Below are 20,290 nucleotides of genomic sequence, written 5' to 3'. Positions count from 1 at the left end.
ATATATATTATGAAATCTATTTTAATGATCTCTTTGCACGGATATGTAGCTGCAAACCCAGAACTAGGTAAACCAGATACCGGAGGGCAAGTGGTTTATGTATTAGAACTTGCCGAACGGTTTAGCCGCTTAGGACGAAAAGTAGATTTGGTAACCCGACAGTTTGAAGATCAGCCAGAATACGATGAGGTTAATGAAAATTACAGTGTATGGAGAATCCCTTTCGGAGGTAAAGAATTTATAAGGAAGGAGGATATGCATGACCATCTAAAAAAATTTGTTACCAATTGTTTAGCCGCAATTAAAAAGCAAAATAAACAATACGATATTGTATACTCTCATTATTGGGATGCAGGTTGGGCAGGACAAAAAATAGCAGAGGAGTTAGGTATTTCTCATGTACATACACCTCATTCCTTGGGTTGGTGGAAACAACATACCATGGGAAGTGATATGGACGAAAAGGATATGGAGGAGAAATACCGTTTTAAAGAACGTATTCAAAAAGAATATTTTGTATTTCAAATGTGTAATCATGTAATTGCCACTACTGTTCCTCAAGTAGATTTGTTGAGCCAGCAATATGATCTTCTACCAAGAAATTGTACTATGATCCCTCCCGGCATTGATGAAAATAGGTTTTACCCCGTACCTTCCAAAGAGAATGATAAAATAAGAGCTAAATACGATATTCATCCTACAGATATTTTAGCACTTGGTAGAATGGCGCATAATAAAGGATATGATTTATTAATTAAATCATTACCTACAGTTTTTGAGTTGGTGCCAGAGGCAAGATTAGTAGCTGCTGTTGGCGGAGATTCTGAGCAGGATAAACAGGGCATTAAAAAATTAAAAAAACTTGCTACAGAACTAGGTGTAAACGATAAGATTAAATGGAAAAATTATATAGCAGACGAAGATTTGGCTAACGTATACCGCTCAGCAAATATATTTGCAATGCCATCACGATATGAACCTTTTGGAATGGTAGCTATTGAGGCTATGGCCTGTGGTACACCAAGTGTAGTTACGGTGCATGGTGGATTGAACGATTTAATCGATTTTGGAAATCAGGCACTTTTTGCCGACCCTCATAGACCTTTAGAATTTGGTGCTATGATGTCCATGCCTATGTTATACCCTAACTTAAGAAACGAACTATCTGTTGAAGGTGCGCGTTTCGCACGACGAAATTTTGGGTGGACGGGTATAGCAAAACGCATGTTGCAAGTATTTAGAAACTCTATTAACCAACAGACCATGGAGACTAATATTTACTAAAGAATAAGAGGATATCATGTCTAAGATTGTTTGTTTTGGAGAAGTATTATGGGATGTTTTTCCCAATGGAAGTAAAAAAATAGGTGGGGCCCCTTTAAATGTGGCACTTAGGCTGGCTTCATTTGGAGATGAAGTTACCATGGTAAGTGCTGTTGGCAAGGATAGTAATGGAGAAAGATTATTACAATATATTAATGAAAACGGACTTGATGATACCTATATTCAAACCAAAGACAATTTTAGCACAGGAGAAGTTACAGTTATACTAAATGATAAGGGGTCTGCATCTTATGAAATAGAGCATCCCAGAGCTTGGGATAACATAGAGTTGTCTGATGCATTAGAGAAACAAGTTGCCAACTCTGATGCTTTTGTTTTTGGTAGCTTAATTGTGAGGGATGAGGTGTCAAAACAAACATTATATCGGTTACTTGATGTATCACATTATAATATATTTGATTTAAATCTAAGACCTCCACATTATTCCAAAGCGGTTTTAATACACCTTATGGAAAAGGCAGATTTTATAAAGTTTAATGATGAGGAACTTTATGAAGTTGCCGACTATTTAGGTTCAAAATACATGGGTTTAGAGCAGAATATTAAATTCATTGCAGTGCAAACCAATACAAAACATATTTGTGTGACCAAAGGCGCTTATGGAGCCGTATTATTTTACGATGGACGTTTGTATTACAATAGTGGATACAAAATTAAAGTAGCAGACACAGTAGGAGCAGGTGATTCCTTTCTAGGGACGCTCATTAATCAGTTACTCAATAATGAAGATGCACAAAAAGCAATTGATGTAGCTTGTGCTGTAGGTGCTTTAGTTGCCCAGAGTGAGGGGGCAAATCCTAAACTAACGATGTCTGATATAGATAGATTTACAAACCCTTGACGCTAATTATGTTTTTTCAAAATAGTATAAGGATTCAAAACACCTTTCTTTAAATTTTCACAGGCTATTAAAGCTTTATCAATTCTAGTTTGGCTGGTTTTAAACCTTGCTATAGCATAAATAATACTACGTTGTTTACCTATGGTTAAAGTTTCAAAAATTTTAAAGGCTTCTACGTCCAATTTAAAAACTTCTTCTAATTCTTCGGGCACGTCAACACCATATCTTGAGGTGTCTTCGCATAGTTGAATGCTGAAATAATCGTTCTGCAAAACACCAAGTTCTTTTTGTAATCGCTTGCCAAACATAATCCGATAATCGTCAGTATTTTTATCTCTTACAAATGCCGCATAAAAATTTATTGATTTGTTATCGTTAGATGCTGTTATGTGTAAACGTTTTACTTTTGCATCAATAAAAGGTTGCATGATACGTTCTGGAATATAAATATGATATCGGTCTAATAATCCAACTTCAAAAATATCGCTTTTCAACATTTATCTACTTTTTATATTGGCCTCACATAGTCTTATAATTTCGTTGATGCGTTTGGTTCTTGTTTCTTGTCGCTTAGCACTATGTAACCATGAAAGGTAAGATTTTCTGTAGCCTTTGGAGAAATTTTGATAGTTTTCAAAAGCACGTTCATTTTTGTTGAATGCTGATTGTAAATCTTGTGGAATTATACCATTTTCAACATCATCCATGGCAGTCCAAGTACCTATCTTTTTAGCAAGATCAATCATTTTATAACCAGACTCGTGAATTAGTCCAGCACTTTCCAACACTTCAATATGTTTTTTATTTAGAGCACTCCAGTTGCTTTTTGGGTTTCTGGGGCAGAAGTATTGCCTACGTTTGCCGTTGCCTAAACTCTTTACCGTCGAATCAATCCATCCAAAACACAATGCTACCTTTACGGCTTCTTCCCAACGCATTGTGGGCATATTTAATTCTAATTTATAGAATATCAAATAAATACCTTTGGATGTGTTATGATGTTGTAACAGCCAATCGTACCAATCTATGTCACGTTCAAAATATATTTCAGGTAAGTCTTCCAAATTTAAATTTGCTTGGCATAGATGTAAAAATCGTTATCCACTTCAAAGGTTTTTATTTTGGAATCCTCCTGTAATGTTTTCCATTCTGTAGTAGGATATAACCAACCCTCTTTTTCGTTTATTCTAATTTGAACAGGCATATCAAACCCATCAACAATATTAGTATATCTGTATTGTAATGCCTTTTTGTCAATTTTATATTCTAGAGTTGGAATTTTGGTAGTTCTTAAGTATTGATTAAAAAACTTGGTTAAATCCATACCGGTTTCTTTACTTAAAAAATCTTCAATCTGTTGCGTTGTCACGGTTTGATGGTAGAACTCAACATTTATTTTACGTAAAATGTTTCGCCATTTTTCATCATCTTTAATGAGTTGGCGTAGCGTATGCAGCATGTTGGCACCCTTGTAATACATATCTGTGCCCTCACTGGATTTATTAACATTATAGGTGCCAATAATCGGATTTTTATTTTCAATAAGCTTGCGTGTACCTATCACATAGGCAGCTGAAGCGTCTTTTCCAAAATGATAATCTAAGTACAGGTTTTCCGAGTACGCAGTAAAACTTTCATGAATCCACATATCTGCCACATCTTTGTTGGTAATGCTATTTGCAAACCATTCGTGCCCTGATTCATGAACCAAAATAAAATCAAACTTTAAGCCCCAACCAGTACCTGATAAATCTCTACCCAAATATCCATTCATGTATTTATTACCATAGGTTACAGAACTCTGGTGTTCCATACCTAGGTAAGGAACTTCAACTAACTTAAAACTATCGGCATAAAACGGATATTGCCCAAACCAATGTTCAAAAGCCTCCATCATTTTTGGGGCTTGTTTAAACTGTTCCTTAGCTTTTTCTAGGTTATAGCTTAGTACATAATAATCCATGTCTAGGTTACCAGCCATACCATCATAAATTTCAGAGAAGTTAATGTAATCTCCTATATTGATATTTACGCCATAATTATTGATAGGATTTTTTACAACCCAATGGTAGGTTTTAGTGTCTCCGATACGTTCTACAAGTCTCAATCTACCGTTAGACACGTTTGTTAACTTGTCTGGAACGTTTACACTAATTTTCATATTATCAACTTCATCATACATATGGTCTTTACAAGGCCACCAAACACTTGCTCCTAAACCCTGGCAAGATGATGCAATAAAATGGTTGCCATTTTTGTCTTTTTTCCAGGAAATACCGCCGTCCCAAGGTGCTCTTACGGCTTCTTTAGGGTGTCCCTCATAATGCACTTCAATAGTTTCTGTTTTACCAACTATTTGTTGTTTTTTTAAATGTACAAAATGTGCATTGCCATCATGTTTAACTTTCAATTCTTGGTCGTCTTGTATTATTTTTAAAATAGTCATAGGTGGTTGCAAATCAATTTGCATCACAGAATCTGTTTTAAGAACTTTATATTGAACTGTATTTTTACCAGAAATGAACTTTTTATCCGGTTCAACCTTAATATCTAAGTGATAATAGGTTAAATCCCACCATTCGCGTTCGGGAGTAATACTTCCTCTTAACGTATCCTGTCTGGTAAGGTTTGCTTTTTCAGATAATAATCCTTGTGAATATCCCAAAAACAATGAAAGTGTAAATAAAAACGTTATAAATAGTCTATTGTAATTCATTTATATGAAATTTTATCGTACCATTAAACTATTTGGAAATACAACAGGGCTTTCAAAGCCATTCTCTCCAACAGTTGCAATTCCGAAGAAATAATTATCAATAACAATACCATGTAAAGTGGTGCCTAAAACCCCTTCAACATAACGACTGTTATCCCATGTGGGGGAGGTGGTATCTCTCCAATATACTTTGTAGCCTTTTGCGCCATCAACTTTTTCCCATATAAAGCGTGCTGATGCTTCAACCACACCTCCAATAGCCACTTCTTTTGGTGTAGGGGGTGCCCAAGCTAAACTTGCCAAATTAATAGCGTTTACGGCAGTAAGTTTTTTAGCATAATCAAAGTTAACGTGTTCTATTACATCTCCATATTTAATCCCATTTTCTTCTCTAATGTCTTGATGCTGTTGCGTGTAATTTTCATGAGCCTCCATAATACGTACACCAGCAAATCCTAAATCGTTAAATGGACGGTGGTGACCGCCTCGGCCAAAACGATCTAATCGGTATATCATCATTGGGTTCATTTCTGGCATATATTTTCTGGTGTTTTTATGGATATAACGGGCCAATTGCCTAGAGATACCATCAACTTCCCCACCGTAAAAACGTCTCAATTTTCTTTGATGTTCAGTTTCGGTAGGAGGCACAGGTTCAGAGAAAATTCTAAAGGTTCTGTTATCAATCACGCCATCAACACCTTTAATGTTACCAATCATGTCGTTATTTAATACACCAATAATATCCCAATTGTTATCTTTTGCATATTTAGCCAATCCAGCACCACCAAAAAGACCTTGTTCTTCTCCAGACAGACCAACGTAAGCTATACTGCTTTCAAATTTATATTTAGATAAAACACGTGCAGCTTCTATAGTTCCTGCCATACCAGAGGCGTTATCATTGGCTCCTGGGGCATCTGTAGTGAAATCCATAGTATCACTAGCGCGAGAGTCAATATCGCCACTCATAATCACATAGCGATTAGGGTATTTAGTACCTTTTTGAATCGCCACTACATTAACCACCCATGCATCATGAGGTACACGATTATTACCTCCTTTAGTTACAAAATCTTTCTGATAGGATACGTTTAAGCAATTATTACAATTGCTAGAAATAGTTTCAAATTCTTTTTTTACCCATCTTCGAGCAGCTCCTATACCTCGGGTTTTAGAAATAGTGTCGCTAAATGTATTTCTGGTACCAAAATTTACAAGTGTTTGTATATCTTTTTCAATACGTTCAGCTGAAACGGCATTTATAATATCATAAATATCTTTTTCTGATTGACTATAACAGCACTGAATTAAGGCTACAAAAATTAAAGTAAGTTTTAATCGCATTTATCTTTTTTATAATTGAATTTAACTGTTTCAACTGTGCCGTCTTTATGTTTAACGTCTACGTAAACGTTCATTTCGTTTGGGCTAATGTTTTCAAAGGTCATACCTTCAAATTCTACTCTGTTTTTTGTTATACGTTTTAAAGGAAAATCAACGGTTTCATCTTTTGTTTCCCAGCCTTCTAATTTATTGTTAAAGTGCTTTAATTGCAGTATTAAAGTGTTATTAACTTCTCTGATTACTTCTATTTCATAAAAAGTAACTGTTCCATCATTTATTAATTTGAAAGTTGCCATCATAGAGCCTCCAGATGGTTTACTCCAATTTTCTTCGGTTTGTCCTCCAAAGGCTTCGCCTTTCCAATTCCCTGAAATCCACGCTATGTTTTCTAATTTTGGTTCTAATTGTTTTTCAGATTGTGTGTAGGCATGATTAGTTAATACAAATCCTTTTAATACAAACGCTATTATTATAAATGTTTTCATGATAAGAAGTTTTAATTTATATGTAAAACGTTCTAAACTTGATAATAGAGGACATTATTAGACAATTTTTTAAAGAACTACAAGATAAAGAAATAAAAAAACGCCTCAAAATTGAATTTGAAGCGCCTTTTACATTTGAATTAGTCACACGATATGTTTAGAGTTTAAACTCTAAAAACAATATTTATTTTCTTTAATTACTTTTTCTGCGATAATATGTCTGAGCTCAATAATATTAGGCATGTTTACATATTTGATATAACGTCTTAGGCCTACAAGCATCATTTTTTGTTCATCGCCTTCAGAGAAGGAAATGATAGAGTGTTTGCCTGCAGTTTCTATAACATCGATAGCATGGAATAAATTTAATTTTGCCATAGCAACTTGCTCTTTAACGTTATCTTCTCCTTCTTTTTTAGCCATTTTTTCTGCACGTAAAATTGCAGATTCTGCCAAGTAAATTTGAATCAATATATCAGAAGACGCTAACATTAATTGTTGTTGCTCTTCAATTTTCTCGCCGTATTTTTGAAGTGCTGCACCAGCTACCATTAAAAATAGTTTCTTTAAATTTTTAATGATATTTTTTTCTTCTGAAAACAATTCTGAGTAATCTGGAACATCAAATGATGGAATACCCATTAACTCTTCTTTTACAGCCATAGCTGGTTCTAGAACGTTTACATGACCTTTCATAGCTTTTTTGATGAGCATACCTATACTCAGCATACGATTGATTTCGTTGGTACCTTCGTAAATTCTAGCTATACGGGCGTCTCTCCAAGCAGATTCAATTGGTGTTTCTTCTGAAAAGCCCATACCTCCAAAAATTTGGATACCTTCATCTGTACAATGTTGTACAAATTCTGAAACTGCTACTTTTAAGATAGAGCATTCAATAGCATATTCTTCAACGCCTTTAAGCTCTGCTTCTTGATGGGTATCTTTTCCGTTGTTTTTGCGAAGTTCAATACGCTTTTCTATATCTTTTGCGGCACGATAGGTAGCTGCTTCTCCAACCCAACAGTTGGTAGCCATTTCAGCAATTTTTTGTCGGATAGCACCAAAACTTGAAATAGGTGTTTTAAACTGAATGCGTTCGTTGGCATATTTTACTGATTCTGTTATGGTACGTCTTTGCGCATCTAAACAGGCTGCTGCCAATTTAATTCTACCTACATTTAGTGCATTCATCGCAATTTTAAAACCGTTTCCTCTAGTAGATAACATATTTTCTACAGGAACCACAGTTTCATTAAAAAATACTTGACGTGTGGAAGAGGCACGAATACCTAGTTTATGTTCTTCTTCTCCCATGGTAATGCCATTAGGGTTTTCAGGGTCGTAGTCTACTATAAAACCTGTGATGTTTTTATCATCTTCAATACGGGCAAAAACGATCATTACGCTACAGAAACCAGCATTAGAAATCCACATTTTTTGTCCAGTGATTTTATATGTTTTCCCATCATCTGAAAGTACTGCTTTTGTTCGTCCAGAATTGGCATCACTACCAGCAGTAGGCTCTGTTAAACAATACGAGCCAAACCATTCTCCAGAAGCTAATTTTGGTACATATTTTTGTTTTTGCTCCTCGTTACCGTATAGTGTAATTGGCATAGTACCAATACCTGTATGTGCTCCAAATGCTGTACTAAAAGAACCTGTTGCTCCAGAAATATAATCACAAACCAAACATGTGTCTACAAAGCCCATGCCCATTCCACCGTATTCTTCAGGAACGGCAACACTTAAAAAGCCAAGTTCTCCAGCTTGACGCATACAGGATTCTGTTAATGCATAATCTTTTTGTTCAAACTGCGCTTTTTTGGCCCATATTTCCCTGTCAACAAATTCAGAAACAGCTTCTTTCATCATGAGTTGATCTTCATTAAAATCCTCAGGTGTAAAAATGTCTTCACAGTTGCTTTCCTTTACAAGGAACTGGCCACCTCTTAATATGTCTTTTGTTTCCATAGTAACAGCCCCCTCTAGCTCCCCCAAAGGGGGAGAAACTTACTCGGGGTTATTTTTAATTATATATTAATTCTTATTTCCTTTTTTGTTGATCCTTTTTTTCTTTACAAACACCTTTTTAGTTAGAGTATTTCCTCCTCTTTGGGGGAGGTTAGGTGGGGCTTTGGGCTTAATTAAGAAACTCAAAAATTCCACAAGCACCCTGTCCAGTACCCACACACATGGTTACTGCACCGTATTTACCTTTCATATCACGTTTACGCATTTCATCAAACAACTGGACTGAAAGTTTAGCACCAGTACATCCTAACGGATGACCTAATGCAATTGCGCCTCCATTTACATTGATGATATCTGGATTTAGATCCAATTCTCTAATAACAGCAAGCGATTGAGATGCAAATGCTTCATTAAGCTCTATTAACTCTAAATCACTTTGTTTTAATCCTGCTTGTTTTAAAGCTTTAGGGATAGCTTTAACTGGCCCTATGCCCATAATTCTTGGCTCCACACCAGCTGCTGCGTAATTTACCAATCTCGCAATAGGTTCAAGATTTAATTCTTTTACCATGTCTTCACTCATAACCATTACAAATGCTGCGCCATCACTCATTTGTGAAGAGTTACCTGCTGTAACGCTTCCGCCTTGAGCAAACACAGGTCGTAGTTTTGCTAGAGCGGCTAAGTTTGTTCCTTTTCTAGGGCCTTCATCTTTAGTAACCGTATAGCTTTTAGTAGCTTTTTTACCGTTTTCATCCACGTAGGTTTGTTCAACTTCAATAGGCACAATTTGATCTTGAAATCTATCTTCGGCCTGCGCCTTTAGGGCTTTCATATGTGAGTTGTATGCAAACTCATCTTGATCTTCACGAGACACTTTAAATTCATTGGCTACGGCTTCGGCGGTATTTCCCATACCCCAGTAATATTCTTCCCTGCCAGATTTGGCTAAATCATAATTTAGGTCGGTTTTATAACCTGTCATTGGGACAGCACTCATGCTTTCAGCACCACCAGCGATAATGCAATCTGCCATCCCTGCTTGGATTTTTGCTGTAGCAATACCAATAGTTTCAATACCAGAAGAGCAAAAACGATTTACTGTAACTCCCGGAACATCAATAATATCTAATCCCATTAATGAGATTAAACGTGCCATGTTTAAACCTTGGGAACCTTCTGGCATGGCATTACCTACTATAACATCATCAATACGTTTTTTGTCCAATTCAGGAAGCTCATTCATCATGTATTGAATGGTTTCAGCAGCTAATTCATCGGTTCTTTTAAACCTAAAAACACCTTTGGGCGCTTTTCCAACTGCGGTTCTGTATGCTTTTACTATATATGCTTGTTTCATAAGCCTCTCCCGAACCCTCTCCAAAGGAGAGGGAGTATTTTGGGCTATATTTTAATTGTTTAACTTTTTCATTTTTATTTAGGCCTTAATTTCAGTTCCTCCCCTTTGGGGAGGTTAGGTGGGGCTACTTTTAGTTGCGTAATGGTTTACCCGTTTTTAACATGTGTTGGATGCGCTCCAAAGTTTTTCGTTCTGTACATAAACTTAAAAAGGCTTCCCGTTCTAAATCCAGTAAATATTGTTCAGTAACTAAAGTAGGCTCAGATAGATCGCCTCCTGCCATCACATAAGCTAATTTATTAGCAATTTTATGATCGTGTTCACTGATATAATTACTAGCCTCCATAGCGTCTGTGCCAACTAAAAACATCCCAAGGGCTTGTTTTCCTAGAACTTTTACATCTTTACGTTTTACGGGTTGTGTATATCCTGCATCTGCCATCAATCTTGCATGTGCTTTGGCTGTAGCTATCTGTCTGTCTTTATTAACAACCACCACATCTTTTCCTTTTTGAAGTATACCTAAATCGTAAGCTTCATAAGCAGAAGTTGATACTTTTGCCATTCCTATAGTTAAAAAGTACTCTTGTAGCACATTTAATTCCACATCTCCTTTTCTGAAGGTATCAGAAGCACGAAGTGCCATTTCTTTAGAACCTGCGCCACCGGGAATAACCCCAACACCAAATTCAACTAAGCCAATATAAGTTTCTGCTGCTGCTACAACTTTATCAGCATGCATTGACAATTCGCATGCACCGCCTAAAGACATACCGTGTGGAGCTGAAACTGTTGGAATAGCAGAATAGCGCATTCGCATCATCGTATCCTGAAAGTATTTTATGGCACCATTTAATTCTTCATATTCCTGCTCTACGGCCATCATAAAAATCATACCAATATTTGCACCTACTGAGAAATTAGCGCCTTGGTTTCCTATAACTAATCCATCAAAATCTTTTTCGGCTAGATCAATCGCTTTGTTTAATCCTGCTAAAACATCACCTCCTATGATGTTCATTTTAGACTGAAATTCACAGTTTAAAATACCATCGCCTAAATCTTCAATAACAACACCTGAGTTTTTAAATACTTCATTAGATGTTCTAATGTTATCTAGGATAATGAAGGCATCTTGTCCTGGTACTTTAGTTTGTGATTTTGACGGGATATCATAAAAGTAGGTAGCGCCATTTTGCACGGTATAAAAGGATGCATTACCGGAGGAAAGCATTTCGTTTACCCAATTGGCAACTTCTAAGCCTTCAGCTTTAATTAATTCCAATCCTTTTTCAACACCAATAGCATCCCAAATTTGAAAAGGACCGTGTTCCCAACCAAACCCTGCTTTCATTGCGTCATCAATTTTATATAGTTCGTCTGAAATTTCAGGAATTCTATAAGTTACATAAGCAAATAACTGTGCAAAACTTTTTCTGTAAAATTCTCCTGCTTTGTCCTTGCCGGATACTAAAATTTTGAATCTATCGATAACTTTATCCACAGATTTGGTTAATTCTAAAGTGGCAAACTTTGCACGTTTTTTAGGTCTATATTCTAAAGTATCTAAGTCTAATGACAGGATTTCACTTTTACCGCTTTCGCCTTTAACCTTTTTATAAAACCCTTGTCCCGTTTTGCTACCTAACCATTTATTATCAACCATAGTTGATATAAATTCTGGAAGTTTGAATAGTTCTAAACGTTCGTCATTCTTACAATTTTCAGCAATGCCGTTGGCCACATGTACTAAAGTATCTAAACCTACAACATCAACTGTTCTAAAGGTAGCTGATTTTGGTCGTCCAATTACAGGACCTGTTAATTTATCAACTTCTTCAATTGTTAATCCCATTTCCTTTACGGTATGAAATAAACTCATGATGCTGAAAATACCAATCCTGTTTCCTATAAATGCAGGAGTATCTTTAGCTATAACCGAAGTTTTACCTAAATACTGCTCTCCATAATTATTCAAAAAATCTAAAACAGAAGTCTCAGTTTTAGGTCCAGGGATAATTTCAAATAACTTTAAATATCTTGGTGGATTGAAGAAATGTGTGCCACAGAAATGCTTCTGAAAATCTTCACTTCTGCCTTCACTCATAAATTTTATGGGAATACCAGAGGTGTTACTCGTAATAAGCGTTCCAGGAGTTCTGTGCTTTTCTAAATTTTCAAAAACTTGTTTTTTGATGTCTAGTCGCTCTACTACTACCTCAATAATCCAGTCAACATCTTTTACTTTGGCAATATCATCTTCTAAATTTCCAGTGGTTATCCTACTGGCAAATTTCTGATGGTAAATAGGGGAGGGCTTTGATTTTAAAGATGCTTTTAGCGCATCATTTACCAAACGGTTTCTAACACTTTTATCTTCTATAGTTAAACCTTTAGCCTCTTCTACATCAGTCAGTGCTCTTGGTACTATATCTAAAAGTAGAACTTCAACACCAATATTGGCAAAATGGCAAGCTATTCCACTTCCCATGATACCTGAACCTATTACAGCAACTTTTTTTATAATGCGTTTACCCATTTTCGTTTAAACTCAATTTACTTGTTTATGTATATTTTTTTGTTTGAAACCAATTCGTTTATGGTTTCAGCAACCTCGTAAAAATGACTTAATTTTTCTTCATCTATATTTTTTCTGATGGCCTCATTAAAGGTCAACACCTTTTCTTTTGAAAGCTCTCGTTTTTCTTTTCCAAAATCCGTTAAGTGAATCAAAACACCTCTACCATCTTCTGGGTTAGGATGACGCTCTATCAAGCCTCTTTTTTCCATGGTTTTTAATGTGCGCGACAAGCTCGTCGCTTCCATGCCCATTTTCGGCCCAAGAGCGGTTGAGGGTGTGCCTTTTTCAGGATCTATACTTAGTAGGGTAAAACCAGTAGCCATAGTGCTTTCAAATTTTGCAGCTTCTTCGTTGTACATTTTATTTACAGTTAACCACGTGGTCCTAAGTACATAATCTATTGTTTTGTCTTTCATTCTTGAGAGTTAGAATTTCTCAAATATAATAAAAATATATTATGCGTGCATAATATATTAAAAAAAGAATAGCATAGAAACAAAAAACACCTCATTAAGAGGTGTTTAAAGGTAAAATGTAAAAAATAAACTATCCTAGTTTACCGTTTACGGCACCAATAACAGCTCCAATAATAGATGTCATAACTATAGATATCACAACATCTAAAGCTGCTAGTTGTAGTTCCATTCCAGAATCCATGGCCATATTAAAGAAATTGTAAAATAAGCCTATAAATACTCCAATTATAGCACCAGCTTTAGCACCAGTAGCGGCAGTAGTTATTTGTGCCCATCGGTTGTAAATGTAGGAAACAAAAAAGCCAAAAGTTAAACAGCCTAAAAAGATAAACAACATGGTTTGTTCACTTTCCTCTGGTTGCGGGAATGTGTCTTTAAAAATAATGCCGTAAAACAACCATCCTAAAAGGAAATCTACGATGCCTCCAACGATACCAGAGACTAGAAAATTCTTTGTTTTCATTTTTTTAGTTTTAATTGGTTATGTTTAAATATACTAAAAAAAATGAATAACTAATTAATAGTCATTTATTTAGGGAGTGTTATTGTAGTGCTTTAAATTAAGAAGGCCGATATATATTCTCAATTAAATTAACGTACATCTTTTTAATAACATCCCGTTTCATTTTCATAGTGGGGGTAAGATGTCCCGCATCAATAGACCATTCTTCAGCAGTAATTTCAAACTTTTTAATTTGTTCCCACTTTCCAAACTTTTTATTGCATTTATCAACTTCTTTCTGAATACGTTTTTGAACAATTTCAGATGCCGCAATATCTTTTAGTGAATCTCCTACGGTATGATTTTTACGTTCTATCCAATCTTTTATAAATTCAAAATTTGGTTGTATTAAGGCGGCTGGCATTTTTTCGCCTTCCCCAATTACCATAACTTGTTCTATAAACCTAGATTGCTTTAATTGATTTTCTAAAAGTGTGGGAATGATGTATTTTCCACCAGAAGTTTTAAACATCTCTTTTTTGCGTCCAGTAATTTTTAAGAAGCCATCAGCGTCAATCTCTCCTTTATCTCCTGTATGGAAATAGTCAACTGTCATCACACTAGCAGTTTTTTCAGGATCTTTATAATAACCCATCATAACATTGGGGCCTTTACATAATATTTCGCCATCTTCTGCTATTTTTACTTCAACGCCGTCAATAACTCGCCCTACATAACCAATTTTCCAGCCATTGTTTCTTCGGTCACTAGCAGATATTCCTGGAGAGGTTTCGGTTAAGCCATAACATTCCATTATAGGCATATCTGCAGCTCCAAAAATTCTTCCAAGTCGGGATTGTAGTGCAGCACTTCCTGAAGCCATAAAAACAATATTTCCTCCCAGAGCTGCTTGCCATTTACTAAAAATTAGTTTTCGTGCTATAGCAAGTTTCAGTCCATACAAAAAGCCATTTTGGCTGTAGGGTTTAAACTGTGCACCAAGCTCCACCGCCCAAAAGAACAGTTTCTTTTTAAGGCCTGTAAGATCTGTGCCCTTATCCATTATTTTGTCATACACTTTCTCGATGAGTCGTGGTACAACAGTCATTGTATGTGGTTTTATTTCTTTAGCATTATTACCTATTTTATCAATAGCTTCAGCATAGTAGGTTTCAATGCTACGGTACTGGTATAAATAGGTAAACACACGTTCAAAAATATGGCAAATAGGTAAAAAACTTAAAGCTCGAGCGTTTTTGTCTAAAGGAAATCTATTGGATGCAGAAAGTACATTAGAAACGATATTATTGTGTGATAGCATAACACCTTTGGGCTTTCCTGTGGTTCCAGAAGTATAGATTATTGTTGCTAACTCTTCAGGTTTTATGTCTAATTTTCGAGCCTCGACGTCTTTCTGATTTGCATCCTCTGCCCCCAACTCTAACAATTCGGAATAGTGTTTACACCCATCAATATGGTCGAATGAGTATACTTCCTTAAGTTGTGTTTTCTTTTTAACCTTATTTATTTTTTCTAGAACTTCGGTACAGCTTACAAAACAATATATGGATTCGCTATGATTCAAAACATATTCATAATCATCAGAACTAATAGTTGGATAAATCGGAATATTTTGTGCACCAACTTGTAAAATGCCTATATCCACAATATTCCATTCGGTCCTATTATTCGATGAAATAACCGCAATTTTGTCATTTTTCTTAACGCCCAATTTCAACAAGGCTCTACTTATGGCATTGGCTTTATCTAAATAATCTTTAGTAGATGTTTTCTCCCATTCGCCATTTTTTTTGGTGTTCAGCGAAGCATCTAACGGGTGGTTTTCTAATTGGTAATATGGAAAGTCAAAAAGTCGTGTTATCTCAGTCATAAGAATTGTAGAATGTATTAATGCAAATTATGAAAATAAATAAGATTTTCAAATTGGCTTAATTCCTAAAAGGAAAGACAATGTATGCAATTTTTAGATGAAATTATGAAAATAAGTTAGCTTTCATTTTTAAATTATCAAATTTTTAACGCTTTTTTTGAAAAAACATAAAAGAACTAAGCTAATGGAATCCTATTTATTGGAATTTCCCTAGGCTTTATCTTAATATCTTCAAAATCCTCTTTTTAATGGTTTACTGACAATTGTCATGATTTAAGATGTAATGGGGTGCTACCTTTGGATGGTCAAACATTGGCATACACAACATATAAATACAAATAGAGATGGAAGTAAAAGCATTTAGACCTGGAATTTGGAATGATAAGATTGATGTTAGAGATTTTGTTAGTAATAACATAACACCTTATCATGGAACGCATGAATTTTTGGAAGGCCCAACAGCCAAAACTCAAAAATTATGGGACATCTGTAAAGAAGCCACCAAGGAAGAACGCCAAAATAATGGTGTACGCGCATTAGATACTGATACGATTTCAACCGTTAGCGCATTTAATGCAGGTTATATTGATAAAGCAAACGAAGTTATAGTTGGTTTACAAACCGATGAGCTACTAAAGCGTACCATGAAACCTTTTGGAGGTTTTAAAGTAGTACAAAAAGCCTTGGCAGAACAGGGTGTAAAACCAAATGATAACTTAACAGAATTATTTACAAAATATGTAAAGACACATAACGACGGTGTGTTTTCAGCCTATAATGCTGAAATTAAAAAATTCCGTTCGCTAGGGTTTTTAACAGGATTACCAGATAACTATGCACGGGGTAGGGTGATTGGAGATTACCGTCGTGTGGCACTATATGGTATCACTACTTTAATTGAAGCTAAAAAACAAGATTTAGCAAATATTGGTGGCCCTATGACCGATGCTGTTATTCGTTTACGTGAAGAGGTGTCAGACCAAATTAAAGCCCTCAATGAAATTATAGAGTTAGGAGCTAAGTACGATTTGGATTTAAGTCGTCCTGCTGAAAATGCTCAAGAAGCGGTACAATGGACCTACATGGGATATTTAGCTGCGGTTAAAGAACAAGATGGTGCAGCGATGTCCTTAGGTAATGTATCTACATTCTTAGATATTTTTATTGAAGAAGATTTACAGGAAGGTATTATTACTGAAGCTGAAGCACAAGAGTATATTGACCAGTTTGTGATGAAATTGAGAATGGTACGCCATTTAAGAATGAGTGCCTATGATGAAATTTTTGCAGGTGACCCAACGTGGGTAACTGAAGCTATTGGCGGTATGTTTGAGGATGGTAGAACTAAAGTTACTAAAACATCTTTTAGATTTTTAAATACACTTTATAATTTAGGTCCATCTCCAGAGCCAAATATGACAATTCTTTGGTCTAAAGATTTGCCTCAAAATTTTAAGGATTTTTGTGCTAAAGTGGCTATTGATACATCTTCAATCCAGTTTGAAAATGATGCATTAATGCGAAAAACCAGAGGGTCTGACGATTACGGTATAGCGTGTTGCGTATCATATCAAGCGCTGGGAAAGTCTATTCAATTTTTCGGTGCGCGTACCAATTTAGCCAAAACCTTATTGCTGGCTATAAACGGCGGACGTTGTGAAATTACAGGGACTAAAATGGTAGATGGTATTGCGCCTTGTAACTGTAAAGTACTTGATTTTGATAAAGTAATGGCTAATTTTAAAATCGCCATGAAAGAGGTAGCTCGCGTGTATAACGATTCTATGAATATTATTCACTACATGCACGATAAGTACTATTATGAGAAAGCACAGATGGCACTTATTGATACTAATCCTGAAATTAATATTGCTTATGGTATTGCAGGCTTATCAATTGTGGCCGATTCGTTATCAGCTATAAAATATGCGAAAGTAACACCTATTAGAAATGAAGAAGGTTTAACTGTAGATTTTAAAATTGAAGGCGATTTCCCTTGCTACGGTAATGATGATGATCGTGTAGATGTTTTAGCTGCAAATGCTGTGGCAGATTTTAATGATGAACTAAAAAAATTACCAGTTTATAAAAATGCAGAACCTACCATGTCTGTGTTAACCATTACGTCAAATGTGGTATATGGTAAGAAAACAGGGGCTACGCCAGACGGGAGAGCTAAAGGTGTACCATTTGCGCCTGGAGCAAACCCTATGCACGGTAGAGACTCACAAGGAGCTATTGCATCATTAAATTCTGTAGCTAAAATCCATTATGAAGATTCTCAGGATGGTATTTCAAATACCTTCTCTATTGTTCCAAAATCTTTGGGTGCTGATGCAGGAGAGCGTATTGAAAACCTAGCCTGCATATTGGATGGGTATTTTTCTAAAAATGCACAACACGTTAATGTGAATGTTTTAGATAAAGACACCTTACTGGATGCGATGGAACACCCAGAAGCATACCCACAATTAACCATTAGGGTTTCTGGTTATGCTGTGAATTTTGTAAGACTTACCAGAGAGCAACAAATGGAGGTAATCACAAGATCATTCCACGAGTCTATCTAATTCTATTTGTATGCTGTAAGCATCTGAAAAAAGAAGTGTAAAGTATAAAACGCTTCTTTTTCAGGTGCTAACTATAAAAACCTAAAGTCATCCAACATAAAGATAACATATTAAGAGTGCATTCCATTGAATCCTTTGGTACACATGATGGCCCAGGAGTAAGAATGGTAATCTTTCTACAGGGTTGTAAACTAAAGTGTTTGTATTGTCATAATCCAGATACTATAGATACCCATGGCGGTAAGGAATATCCAATAGAAGATTTAGTGCAAATGGCCATTAAAGAGAAGCCTTATTTTGGAAAACGCGGTGGTGTTACCGTTTCAGGTGGCGAGCCATTGTTACAATCAAAAGAGTTGCTTCCGCTGTTTAAGCGTTTAAAGGAAGAAGGTATCCATACCAATATTGATACTAATGGTAGAATTATCAATCACTTTACAGAGGAATTATTAGATGATTATGCCGATTTGGTAATGCTGGATATTAAGCATATGACCGAAGAAGGCTATGAGTACATTACTGGGCAAAAAAATAAGGAAACCACATTTAATTTAGCAAAATACAGAGAAGCTTCCGGTAAGCCTATGTGGTTACGCTATGTGCTTATTCCAGAAATAACCAATACACCAGAACTGTTACACCAAATGGGCACGTATTTTAAAGATTACAAAACCATTGAGAAGATAGAATTACAGCCCTATCATAAATTAGGTGTGCATAAATGGGAGGCTTTAGGTTGGGATTACCCATTAAAAGATGCTAGAGAGAATAAACCTGAAGAGATTGATGCGGCAGTCGCCATACTAAAAGCATATTTTAAAGACGTTAGAGTAAATTAATGAGTAGAGCGAGAGCCATACTCAAACCATGAAAATTATGAGTACACAAAAACTAAAAAATCGTTGGCTTATCGCTGCATCGGCAGTAGGCATACATATTTCTATCGGGTCGGTATATGCCTATTCGGTAATGACCAATCCTGTTAAAGATATATTTGATGTAGATGGCAGTGTGATAAAATGGGCATTTAAAATTGCTATTTTATTACTTGGGTTATCAGCTGCTTTTTTAGGACGATGGGTAGAAAAAGTTGGCCCTAAAGTAAGTGGTACAACTGCTGGTTTATTTTATGGTATAGGTATTTTGGGTTCAGGATTGGCGGTACAATTAGAATCGTTATGGTTGTTTTATTTATGCTATGGTGTTATTGGCGGTATTGGTTTAGGCTTAGGATATATTACACCTGTAAGTACCTTAGTAAAATGGTTTCCAGACAGACGTGGTTTGGCTACAGGAATGGCTATTATGGGATTTGGGTTCGCAGCCTTAATTTTTGGCCCCGTAATGCAATCGCTTTTTGAAAGTGTTGGTGTTTCTAATGCATTCTATATTTTAGGATTAATTTACATGGTGCTTATTTTGTCTTCAGCACGATACATCGAAAGACCACCAGAAGGGTATTTGCCTGCTGGTTTTAAACCGGGAGAGGGTAAAACCATTAAAAAAGATTTAGCAAATATTACGGCTAATGAAGCTTTAAAAACCCCACGCTTTTATTACATCTGGATTATGATGTTTATTAATATTGCTTGTGGTATTGCTATTATATCAGCAGCAAGCCCTATGATGCAAGAGAAATTAAACTATACCCCTATGGAAGCTGCAGCTATCGTGGGTTTAATAGGCGTATTTAATGGCTTGGGTAGAATTATGTGGTCTACACTATCCGATTATTTGGGGCGTGCCAACACCTATATTGTGTTTTTCGGATTTCAAATTTTAGCTTTTTACTTTTTGCCACAAATAGGTATGGAAATCTTATTCTTAATCGTATTGTTTACGGTAATTACTATGTATGGTGGTGGTTTTGCAACCTTACCCGCTTTTTTAGGAGATTTATTTGGTACAAAACAATTAGGAGCTATACATGGTATGGTACTGGCAGCTTGGGGATTAGCAGGAGTAGTAGGGCCAACAATATACGATATGGTTAAAACCGCCACAGGCTCTTTAGATACCACGCTTAAAGTCTTTGCAGGTTTGTTTGTAGTGGCTTTAATGGTGTCGTTATTAATGAAGCGTACTGTAGTAAAAGCGTACCAAGCAAATAATAGAAATAAGTTAGATAAAAAGAGATTAAAATTTGCTAGCTAAAAGTACTTTAAATACGTGAGTTAGTTAGGAAAGCACTTTTAGTAAAAACATGAGTGCTTTTTTTATAACTTATTGAAGGTTAGGTTCCTGCAATCACCTTGTACTT

16 protein-coding genes are annotated in these 20,290 nt (G+C 35.7%); 5 read left to right on the top strand and 11 right to left on the bottom strand.

The window, feature by feature from the left end; all coding sequences use genetic code 11:
- Nucleotides 1-9 precede the first annotated feature (9 nt).
- Nucleotides 10-1,284 carry a glycosyltransferase gene (locus JS605_RS00650; protein ID WP_203255775.1) on the top strand — a complete coding sequence of 425 codons (1,275 nt, stop codon included), beginning with the start codon at nt 10-12 and terminating at the stop codon, nt 1,282-1,284.
- A 16-nt stretch (nt 1,285-1,300) separates the two neighbouring features.
- Complete coding sequence (locus tag JS605_RS00645) at nt 1,301-2,185, top strand: carbohydrate kinase family protein (RefSeq protein ID WP_203255774.1); 885 nt, start codon at nt 1,301-1,303, stop codon at nt 2,183-2,185.
- Nucleotides 2,186-2,187: 2 nt separating this feature from the next.
- On the opposite strand, the gene JS605_RS00640 is transcribed toward JS605_RS00645, so the two are convergent.
- From JS605_RS00640 to JS605_RS00590, 11 genes are all read right to left on the bottom strand, one after another.
- Complete coding sequence (locus tag JS605_RS00640) at nt 2,188-2,682, bottom strand: YdeI/OmpD-associated family protein (RefSeq protein WP_239000219.1); 495 nt, start codon at nt 2,680-2,682, stop codon at nt 2,188-2,190.
- Nucleotides 2,683-3,249 carry a YdeI/OmpD-associated family protein gene (locus JS605_RS00635; RefSeq protein WP_203255773.1) on the bottom strand — a complete coding sequence of 189 codons (567 nt, stop codon included), beginning with the start codon at nt 3,247-3,249 and terminating at the stop codon, nt 2,683-2,685. It lies immediately after the preceding gene.
- Nucleotides 3,250-3,251: 2 nt separating this feature from the next.
- Nucleotides 3,252-4,901 carry a M1 family metallopeptidase gene (locus JS605_RS00630; RefSeq protein WP_203255772.1) on the bottom strand — a complete coding sequence of 550 codons (1,650 nt, stop codon included), beginning with the start codon at nt 4,899-4,901 and terminating at the stop codon, nt 3,252-3,254.
- Between the two features lie 12 nt (nt 4,902-4,913).
- Nucleotides 4,914-6,248, bottom strand: a complete 1,335-nt coding sequence (locus JS605_RS00625) for a M28 family peptidase (protein ID WP_203255771.1) — start codon at nt 6,246-6,248, stop codon at nt 4,914-4,916.
- Nucleotides 6,239-6,733, bottom strand: a complete 495-nt coding sequence (locus JS605_RS00620) for a DUF6265 family protein (RefSeq protein ID WP_203255770.1) — start codon at nt 6,731-6,733, stop codon at nt 6,239-6,241. The genes JS605_RS00625 and JS605_RS00620 overlap by 10 nt, the downstream gene beginning before the upstream one ends.
- A gap of 171 nt (nt 6,734-6,904) precedes the next feature.
- The gene (locus JS605_RS00615) at nt 6,905-8,710 is read right to left on the bottom strand and encodes an acyl-CoA dehydrogenase family protein (protein WP_203255769.1); all 1,806 of its coding nucleotides are present in this window, start codon (nt 8,708-8,710) and stop codon (nt 6,905-6,907) included.
- Between the two features lie 169 nt (nt 8,711-8,879).
- Nucleotides 8,880-10,070, bottom strand: a complete 1,191-nt coding sequence (locus JS605_RS00610; protein WP_203255768.1) for an acetyl-CoA C-acyltransferase — start codon at nt 10,068-10,070, stop codon at nt 8,880-8,882.
- A gap of 130 nt (nt 10,071-10,200) precedes the next feature.
- Complete coding sequence (locus JS605_RS00605; RefSeq protein ID WP_203255767.1) at nt 10,201-12,609, bottom strand: 3-hydroxyacyl-CoA dehydrogenase/enoyl-CoA hydratase family protein; 2,409 nt, start codon at nt 12,607-12,609, stop codon at nt 10,201-10,203.
- Between the two features lie 17 nt (nt 12,610-12,626).
- Nucleotides 12,627-13,067 carry a MarR family winged helix-turn-helix transcriptional regulator gene (locus JS605_RS00600; protein ID WP_203255766.1) on the bottom strand — a complete coding sequence of 147 codons (441 nt, stop codon included), beginning with the start codon at nt 13,065-13,067 and terminating at the stop codon, nt 12,627-12,629.
- A gap of 130 nt (nt 13,068-13,197) precedes the next feature.
- A complete protein-coding gene (locus JS605_RS00595; RefSeq protein WP_203255765.1) occupies nt 13,198-13,590 on the bottom strand; it encodes a DUF1761 family protein in 393 nt (130 codons plus the stop codon).
- A 97-nt stretch (nt 13,591-13,687) separates the two neighbouring features.
- Nucleotides 13,688-15,460 carry an AMP-dependent synthetase/ligase gene (locus JS605_RS00590; RefSeq protein WP_203255764.1) on the bottom strand — a complete coding sequence of 591 codons (1,773 nt, stop codon included), beginning with the start codon at nt 15,458-15,460 and terminating at the stop codon, nt 13,688-13,690.
- Nucleotides 15,461-15,804: 344 nt separating this feature from the next.
- Here JS605_RS00590 and pflB point away from each other — a divergent pair, with 344 nt between their 5' ends.
- The 3 genes from pflB (at nt 15,805) to JS605_RS00575 (ending at nt 20,184) form a co-directional block, all read left to right on the top strand.
- Nucleotides 15,805-18,030: a formate C-acetyltransferase gene (gene pflB / locus JS605_RS00585; protein ID WP_203255763.1), complete on the top strand. Its 2,226-nt coding sequence runs from the start codon at nt 15,805-15,807 to the stop codon at nt 18,028-18,030.
- A gap of 116 nt (nt 18,031-18,146) precedes the next feature.
- Nucleotides 18,147-18,869 (top strand): pyruvate formate-lyase-activating protein, encoded by a 723-nt coding sequence (pflA, locus tag JS605_RS00580; protein ID WP_317194094.1) that lies wholly within the window; start codon nt 18,147-18,149, stop codon nt 18,867-18,869.
- 37 nt (nt 18,870-18,906) lie between these two features.
- On the top strand, nt 18,907-20,184 hold the full coding sequence (locus tag JS605_RS00575) for an L-lactate MFS transporter (protein ID WP_203255762.1): 1,278 nt from the start codon (nt 18,907-18,909) through the stop codon (nt 20,182-20,184).
- Nucleotides 20,185-20,290 lie beyond the last annotated feature (106 nt).

Origin of the sequence: Hyunsoonleella ulvae, from assembly GCF_016827605.1 — a bacterium.
Taxonomy (GTDB): domain Bacteria; phylum Bacteroidota; class Bacteroidia; order Flavobacteriales; family Flavobacteriaceae; genus Jejuia; species Jejuia ulvae.
Note: the sequence above shows the minus strand (reverse complement) of the source record. Positions and strands in the feature narration are given on the sequence as shown.